The 8095-nt window shown below is 59.7% G+C and carries 7 protein-coding genes and 2 CRISPR repeat arrays; of the genes, 3 read left to right on the forward strand and 4 right to left on the reverse strand.

From position 1 onward, the window contains the following. The first annotated feature begins 74 nt into the window (after window positions 1-74). Window positions 75-592: a CRISPR direct-repeat array (repeat unit 37 nt; unit sequence GTTCGGCACGACCGCCTCTTTCACGGCGGACTGACAC). A gap of 42 nt (window positions 593-634) precedes the next feature. Next, entirely contained in the window at window positions 635-2605 is a 1971-nt protein-coding gene (cas1, locus tag V7Q42_RS15715) for a CRISPR-associated endonuclease Cas1 (protein WP_333825044.1), read from the forward strand. 6 nt (window positions 2606-2611) lie between these two features. Beyond that, entirely contained in the window at window positions 2612-2902 is a 291-nt protein-coding gene (gene cas2, locus V7Q42_RS15720) for a CRISPR-associated endonuclease Cas2 (protein WP_333825045.1), read from the forward strand. A gap of 172 nt (window positions 2903-3074) precedes the next feature. Beyond that, window positions 3075-3522: a CRISPR direct-repeat array (repeat unit 37 nt; unit sequence GTTCGGCACGACCGCCTCTTTCACGGCGGACTGACAC). A 105-nt stretch (window positions 3523-3627) separates the two neighbouring features. Here the strand turns inward: cas2 and V7Q42_RS15725 are convergent. The 3 genes from V7Q42_RS15725 to V7Q42_RS15735 form a co-directional block, all read right to left on the reverse strand. After that, entirely contained in the window at window positions 3628-4365 is a 738-nt protein-coding gene (locus V7Q42_RS15725; protein ID WP_333825046.1) for a metallophosphoesterase, read from the reverse strand. Further along, complete coding sequence (locus V7Q42_RS15730; RefSeq protein ID WP_333825047.1) at window positions 4362-5486, reverse strand: hypothetical protein; 1125 nt, start codon at window positions 5484-5486, stop codon at window positions 4362-4364. The genes V7Q42_RS15725 and V7Q42_RS15730 overlap by 4 nt, the downstream gene beginning before the upstream one ends. Before the next feature lie 1227 nt (window positions 5487-6713). After that, window positions 6714-7124 (reverse strand): hypothetical protein, encoded by a 411-nt coding sequence (locus V7Q42_RS15735; RefSeq protein WP_333825048.1) that lies wholly within the window; start codon window positions 7122-7124, stop codon window positions 6714-6716. Window positions 7125-7270: 146 nt separating this feature from the next. On the opposite strand from V7Q42_RS15735, the gene V7Q42_RS15740 reads away from it, so the two are divergent. Then, complete coding sequence (locus V7Q42_RS15740) at window positions 7271-7603, forward strand: hypothetical protein (RefSeq protein WP_333825049.1); 333 nt, start codon at window positions 7271-7273, stop codon at window positions 7601-7603. Window positions 7604-7718: 115 nt separating this feature from the next. On the opposite strand, the gene V7Q42_RS15745 is transcribed toward V7Q42_RS15740, so the two are convergent. Then, the coding region (locus V7Q42_RS15745) for a hypothetical protein (protein WP_333825050.1) at window positions 7719-8095 on the reverse strand (377 nt) is incomplete at its 5' end.

Raw genomic sequence — 8095 nt, forward strand, 5'->3', positions numbered from 1 at the left:
ATTCCGGCGAGAACCCATCGAGTTCAGAAAGGGTGCGATTTTCGATCGCACTCTCAAAGGGTTCTATGGACCCTGTTCGGCACGACCGCCTCTTTCACGGCGGACTGACACTTGCTCCTGAAAGGGGTTCAGCAATAAGCTGAGTTCGGCACGACCGCCTCTTTCACGGCGGACTGACACTCCTTTTTTGCGCCATTATTTTCGGTTTCCCGTTCGGCACGACCGCCTCTTTCACGGCGGACTGACACTGAAACGACAAGGTTGGATGCATGTATTGCGTTCGGCACGACCGCCTCTTTCACGGCGGACTGACACACAGTGCCCAGAAACGGTTTCTAGGGTATTGCGTTCGGCACGACCGCCTCTTTCACGGCGGACTGACACCCAGCCATGGGAACCTCCTTGACTGTTCTGGTGCGTTCGGCACGACCGCCTCTTTCACGGCGGACTGACACAAACGCGCTGATGTTCCGGGCAATACGCACCCGTGTTCGGCACGACCGCCTCTTTCACGGCGGACTGACACCCTTTTTCAAGAGGGGCGGTAGGTAGTTCGTTCGGCACGACCGCCTCTTTCACAGCGGCTCGAGAGACCTTCGGAAGATCTATCGGCGCCATTTCGAGGAGCCCGAATTTGAACGAAGACGCCTCTGATCTGTGGCAGCGGGTCACGTCCCTCGACGCTCTGAGGGAAGCATGGTTCCGCGTGCATGCGAACGATGGCTCGCACGGTGGCGACGGCGTGACGCTCGAGGCGTTTCACCGCGACGTCTTCGCCAATCTGACGCAACTGAGGGCGGATCTGTTGGGAGGAACCTACCGAACGGGTCCGTTTCGAAAGGTGAGCGTCCCGAAGAAGAAGCCCGGCTACCGAATCCTGTCGATTCCGAGCATCCGCGACCGTGTCCTGCACACGAGCATCGCGGTGGTCCTCACTCCCATATTCGAACCGCTCTTCGAAGACAGTTCCTTCGCCTACCGACCGAACCGCGGCGTCGTCCATGCCGTCGAGCGTATCGAACGGTGGCGGAAACGTGGGTTCACCGTCGTCATCGAGGCGGACATCGTCAGCTACTTCGACAACATCGATCTGGAAATTCTCTTCGACAAAGTCGCTGCCATCATTCGCCCGCTGCCCGGATCCTCCGCCCTGCTCGTGCTTCTCGAGGCGGTTCTCGCCGACCAGGCTTCCGCGCTGGGGACGCCCGGGCGCGGTCTGGCCCAGGGCTCGCCACTCTCTCCCCTTCTCGCCAATCTCTACCTCGACGCCCTCGACGAGGAGATCGAAGCGGAGGGAGTCAAGATCGTCCGCTTCGCGGATGATTTCGTCATCCTCTGCAAGTCGCAGAAGAAGGCGGAGAAGGTCCTGGCTCATTGCGTGAGGGTTCTCGCCGCGCACAACCTCCGTCTTCACGAAGACGGGACACGGATCGTCGACTTCGACAAGGGTTTCGACTTCATCGGGTATCTCTTTCTGAAGACTCTGGCACTCAAGGAGAAGAACGAGGAGGCCAAGCCGGTCGGCAAACCGATCAAGTCCGAGGTCACCGACGAGGGAGTGATCGAACTCGAGGAGAACGGATCCCGCTTCGACCCCGGCAAACGAGTCCTCTACGTCATCGACCCCAACCACACTCTCGGCCTCCGCAATCGAAGCTTCTCCGTCAGGCGCGAAGACGGGTCCGAACTGATCGCCATTCCGCATCACCGGATCGGCCGCATCGAGGTTGGGCCGATCGTGGGCGTCGATCGAGCGCCCTTCGATCTCGCTCTGGAGACCAGTGTCGACATGGCCTTCGTGGACGGTCTGGGGCAGACGACCGGTCTCCTCGCTTCGGATCGATCGCGGCGGGCGGCCCTTCAACTGGCACAGGCGCACGGGGTCTTCGAGGATGCCTTCCGCATCGAGGTGGCGAGGCGGTTGGTCGATGCCCGCATTCGAAACCAACGAACGCAGTTGATGCGTCTCGATCGTGCTCGCAGCCTTCCGGCCGCATCTGCCGCTCTACAGTCGATGATGCGGCTCCTGCGCAAGACGATCGCCGCGACGTCGGTCGATGAGCTTCGTGGGTTGGAAGGAGCGGCCACCGCCGCCTATTGGCCGGCATTCGGCGCGATGATCGACGGGATGGAGGGCGATTTCCGCCGGAGTCGTCCCGCGGCCGATCCGGTCAACGCGGTGATCAACTATCTCACGGGCATTCTGGAACGCGATACCAGAGCCGCGATTCAATCCGTCGGCCTTCATCCTGGCTTCGGCTTTCTTCACGCGGCAAAGGATGGACACGAAGGCTTGGTCTACGATCTCATGGAGCCGTTCAGGGCGGGGCTCACGGAAGGCATCGTCGCCCACCTCTTCAATGCTCGGCGCCTTCGGCCGGACATGTTCGATGTCGTGAGCGAACCGCCCACCAGGATGCACGACGAGGCACGCCGAGCCGTGATCCGTGGTTACGAGGCGGCCGTCGCGAAGCGGATCAACAGAACGGACGGAGGAGGCAAGCTCGGCTGGAGAGCGATGATGCGCCATCAGGCCGCGACGCTCGCTCGCGCCGTCGAGCGTCGCGACGTCACATTGTTCATTCCACATCTCATGGAGGCGTGACGCGCCATGGGCCGGGACACCTTCCTCCGCGTTCTCTGTTACGACGTGACGAGCGACCAGAAGCGCCGCAGGATCGCCAAGGTACTCGAAGAAGGAGCCTCCAGGGTTCAGTACTCGGTCTTCGAGACCCGTCTGACCGGTTCCGCTCTCGATCGCTTGATCGCCGCGGCGACGGCGCATCTCGGTCCGGGCGACAGTCTGCGCGTCTACACGATCGACCGGGCGGGTGAGCGGCATTGCACGGTCCACGGCTCGGGTGTTCCGATCGAAACGGAGGCGGATTTCTGGCTCCTGTGAACGGAAAAGACCGGATTCGACCTCAGAACTCCGTAAGTACATGCCGTCATTCAAATTTTATCCCTCGCTGAAAGATCGATCCCATGAAATGCCACGTCGTCGGAGGTATCTCGGCATCGACCTCAGAAACGAGGCGAATTGTCATCGGTGTTGCAAAGGGCTATGGAGAATGGTTCGGCACGACCGCCTCTTTCACGGCGGACTGACACGGGGGTATCCTCCGTGGGTGGCCAATTTTCGTTCGGCACGACCGCCTCTTTCACGGCGGACTGACACTTATCCTTTCGGGGGTGGACGGGTTGCGGTGTTCGGCACGACCGCCTCTTTCACGGCGGACTGACACAAGATTGATGCGATGCGGCGGATTCCTTGTTCGGCACGACCGCCTCTTTCACGGCGGACTGACACCCTCCTGTTGCGAAACGGTAAGGGTATTCCGTTCGGCACGACCGCCTCTTTCACGGCGGACTGACACCCTTGGGGAACGGCGAGGTGTCTCTTTGTTAAGTGTGAATGTTCGGCACGACCGCCTCTTTCACGGCGGACTGACACGCAGGGCGCAAAAGATCAAAGATGGGACGTTGTTCGGCACGACCGCCTCTTTCACGGCGGACTGACACACGTGGTTCAAGCAGGCCTCGCTGGGCATGGCCGCCGGCGTCTCAGGGAAAAGCGTTCCCCTCGCCCGGCTGAACGGAGGCCCCGAGGATGGCCGTGCCGGAGTTTCACCGGCTCCGGATGTTCGAAGGATCGGGGATGAAAATGCCTTCCGGCAAAATCATCGCCGTCAGGCAGCCGCCCTTGCCTGCCCCCGTATCGAGGAACACGACCTTGCCGCCGAGCTTCGTTGACCGAAGCTGCACGCGGTGGTCCGCACCCGTATCGTGTCCGACGACGACGGTCGTTCCTGCAGGAACCTCGTCGAGCCAAGCGTATGTCCGAACGGGATGCCCGAGACCGTCGCGGGCACCGGATGTCTCGCCATAGAGAGCGAGTGCCGTCACGGCGCCGCGCCGGGGAACCGGCGTCGGCGACTTCGTGGCCATTGCAGGGTGGAATGCCCCGTGGACGAAGACATGATCGTTCCAACGCGCCCACAATAGGGACATTCCCCAAGCGCGCTGCAGATCTTCATGGAAACTCGCTCCCGCATCGTCGAGTTGGCGCAGGGTTTCGGCGAGTTCGATATCGACGACGACGGGATTTCCAGCGAACCTCCGCATCAACTTGTCGTCGTGGTTCCCTTTGATCCAGGTCGCTCTCCCGTCCACGACTCGAGGAACTATGGCTCGCAGAACGCCGATGGAATCAGGGCCTCGATCCACCAGATCCCCGAGAAGGACGAGATGTCGTCGGTCGGAATCCGCTCGTTGAATGATCGGCGCGAGTTCACTCATCATGCCGTGAACATCGCCCACGACGGCGAGCCGATCCTGCGAGGCGAGCCGATCTTCCGGCGTCATCCCTTGCGAACCCGCTCGAGCATCCGCCGAAAGATCGCAGCCAAGTTCTGGCCACCCATTTCCAGGGGCGCGATCGACATCAGATCCTTATCGCTCTTCCGCTTGAGGAGCACTAATACACCGATTCCGATCAGCAGGCCCCACCCGAGCGCAGATGGCGCCGGCCAAAGACTGTCGTCGCCGACCAAGACTTCGAATTGGTCCTTGAGAAGGGGATAGACCAAAGCGCCGGCAGCTGCGCTGCCGCCGACCCGCGTCAGCCAGTCGAAGGCCGCCTTGTGGGCACGCTCCCTTGCCGACTTGAGATAGACGTCGACGTCGGCCAGATCCGTCCCCAGTTCGACCATCATCTGGTCGAGCCGCATCGCGCGTCGTATCGCTCGATGGAACGCATTCTGTGTCGAGACGTAACTCAGCTCGGAGAACCGGAAGCAGAGGCGGAAAGCCAACGCGGCCTGACGTAGTTCCTCGAGACGGGCGAGCAGAGCCTCTTCACTGCCCATATCGCTTGGAGGAATGAGGGAAGCGGCCGTCGCAGCCACGAGATAGGCTTGTTCATGTAAGGCAAGAAGAGCGACCTGCTGATAATTGAGTCTATAAGTTCCCGTCTTGTAGTTCGCGAGAAAGGAGGGCAGCTCCTCAGCACCTTCGCTTCGACCGACAATGGTCGCCACCCCCTCGATGGCAATCGCATGCCGCACACTGCCGAAATATTCGATCAGTTCCACGTCCGCTTTCGACGCGTCGAGATCGTAATCGGACGTATATTGTCGTGCCAGCCAGACGGCCAAAGTATCTCGCGCCTCGACAGCAACGGGGCAATCGAATTTTGCGAAGACGTATGTATGAACCCGTCCGGATAGCTTTGTTTCCGAGAGGGGGCCCAGCACCAACCCACGGACGAACTCACCGAGCGAAAAATCAGTGGCTTCCTGATCTGCGGCGTCGGTGTCTTCGATCCAGCGAACACGGTTGAAACGAGCGAATGCGTTTTGGGTCTCCAGTAACTCGATCGCAGAGATCGGACCGCCACCGATCGGCTTCAACGATACACGCGCCATACAGAAGCCGTGGCCCGTCGAAAAACTGGCGACGTTCAAATCGCCCAGCTCGACTTCCATTCGGCGGGCTTCAATTCCGTATTGCGCCATTCGCCGGCATGCCGCTTTGCCGGGGGCCCATACGATACGTTTCCGTGTGCGCTCTGCGTCTGATGCTTCGGCATAGAGATCGCACTTCGAGACCAGACGCCTCGCCTGCGGCGCCAAGCTCCAATAAGTGACGAGATCGCCTCGATCACCTCTGATACCAGTCTTGCGAAGTTCTGACCGTTTTCCGGGCGGTTCGGTTTCGAAGGTCGGTGCTCCGACGTCCCCTCTCCCCTCGTGGGGGAGGGACAGGGAGAGGGGTATACGACCTGTCCTCGAACTCTTGCGCTTGCGGAGTCTTCCGGAGTGACCCCTCTCTCCGTCTCTCCCCCACGAGGGGGGAGAGGACCGGATGCGAGGGCCTTCGGTAGATCCACGCCAATCGAGTCGAAAATTCGTGAGCGCGGTATGAGAAGTCCGACGATGTGGTCATGAAAGTCCGTACCCACCTCGCGGGCGCGCAAACGTGCCCATACGGGTTCGTCGGCGTATCGGGTTCGAAGCGCCTCGATCTGTTCACGTGGAAATAAGCTCGAGTCGGTTGAAACGAGATCCTTCATTCGTAAAGGGCTTGTCGCGCCACTGGCGACCGGTCCCGAAGATGGGTCCAGTCCATCGATCTCGTAGTAGAAAGTGATCTCGTGATCGGCGACCTCGACGGCTGCAATCTCACCGATGTTCGACATATGTGTGCTCCGGATCCGCTCGACCGACATCTTAGCGATGCCCATCCTGACGACAACCACCGGAGGCCTTGTTCGGGCTTTCACTCAGGTCGTCAGACGCGCCCTGTTGAACCCGAGCGCATGGGGACAAGGGCAAATGCCGTTGTGCCCGATGATTGCATTGACCCGACAACTTCCATCCGCCCGCAGATAGTATTGCGCCCTGCGTTCGCCCGGTAAACGCGGTGTCCGATCGATCTGATGTGGACGCCGGCTGCCACCTGCGCGACCCGCTCGGAACATATCGGTATAGCTCGCATCGTCCTGAGCAAGAGGATCGTCTCAGTCTGTCGAGGTTCGGTTCGCATTCACAACCTGCAAGATCCCTTCGGGTACAGTCTTGGGACACGTGATGCTGAACTCAACGGAAATGCCCCTCTGGGAAATGGATCGCAATAGCCAGAAATGAGATTTCCGTTTCCTACGTGATCCAAGCGAGCTTTCGGACTCACTCGTCGGAAGTCAAAGCGTTATGCTACTTCCTTGGATTGGTATATTTTTCAGAAACCTCCCCAAGAATTGCGTCGATTTTTGTGGCAATGAACGTTCCGCGAGGCGTCAGGATGACATTTTTCTCCTTGAGACTCGTCGGTGTTGGAATCTTGTCGATCAGACCAAGCCCACCTTTCCTGGATACTCCAGAGCCGAGGTTGTCCGTGTGTCGCGCCAAGGTCGGATACGGTATGCTGAGGCGCTCAGAGAAATCTTTCAGAGTAGGTAGCCGTTCTTGATCTGAACCATCCTCTCGGATTATTTCCAGAAAAACTCGTAACTCGGCCAAATTGACGCTTGGCATGGCGGTTCTTACAAAGTCCAATACTGCAGTCGCTGCTTCCCATTCCCGCTCATTCTGCTTTCCAATGGAAGGGTGGAAGAAAAAAAACATCGTCGGATTCTCCGTTTGTTAATCAATCAGACAGACTGCAGACGGCGCCGTCAATATCACATTGCATATTATCATAAATGAGATTATATGAAGAATGATAACAAGGCGCTGCATTGGCATCAGCACCCCTACCAAAGGAGTCCACCATGAATGTAATCGACCAGATCCACGTTCGCCGCGTCATCAACGGCCGCTCCTATGATACCGGAACGGCCGAGTTCGTCGCCGTGATTACCTGCTATCGTTGGGGCTGGGACGACTTCCAGTCGGAATTGACGGCGCTGTATCTCTCGCGACGGGGGCAGTGGTTCCTCGCCGGTGAAGGGGGAGCCACATCCCGTTGGGCCAAGCCGTGCTCGAGTGGCAACAGCCACAACCCGGGGACCGGCATCGAGCTGATTGCACCGGACGAGGCTCAGCGGCTGTTGGAGGAGGTCGATGGCGATGTCGACAAGTATTTCCCGGTCGAGGAAGGCTGATCCGATCAAGTGATTTACCGCTAACGCAAGAAAGCCCCCCCTCGAGGCGGGCTTTCTTGCGTTCTGGATTGCGGCACCCGATGCAAATTTTGAATTTTCCCGCTCCGAACACACCCTAAGCTGCCGAGACGGACTGCAGAACATACTCCGATGCCCCCCATCTGCCGTGGCGAATTCTCGTCAGGCGGTAGCCCGCGGCACGGGTTTCGACCAGACCCGAGATGTACTGCGCCACCTGCTGCCGGTTGTGCGGCGAGAGGTTCACGACCGACAGCACCTCCGGAGAGACCGTGACGGCGGTGACCGGAGACGACCCGTGCATCGCCGCCCAACGGGCGAAGAACTCGCCGATCAGGTCGCGGACGGGGTCCTCCTCGGTCAACAGCCGGTTCTTCTCGCAGGGGTCCTTACACCCGAGCGCGACGAGCGGATCGCGGATGACCTTGCCCCCGGGGATGTCCTCGTTCTGAACTGGAATCCGTCGACAGGAGA

Source organism: Pinisolibacter sp. (assembly GCF_036782435.1).
Classification (GTDB): Bacteria; Pseudomonadota; Alphaproteobacteria; order Rhizobiales; family Ancalomicrobiaceae; genus CALBKH01.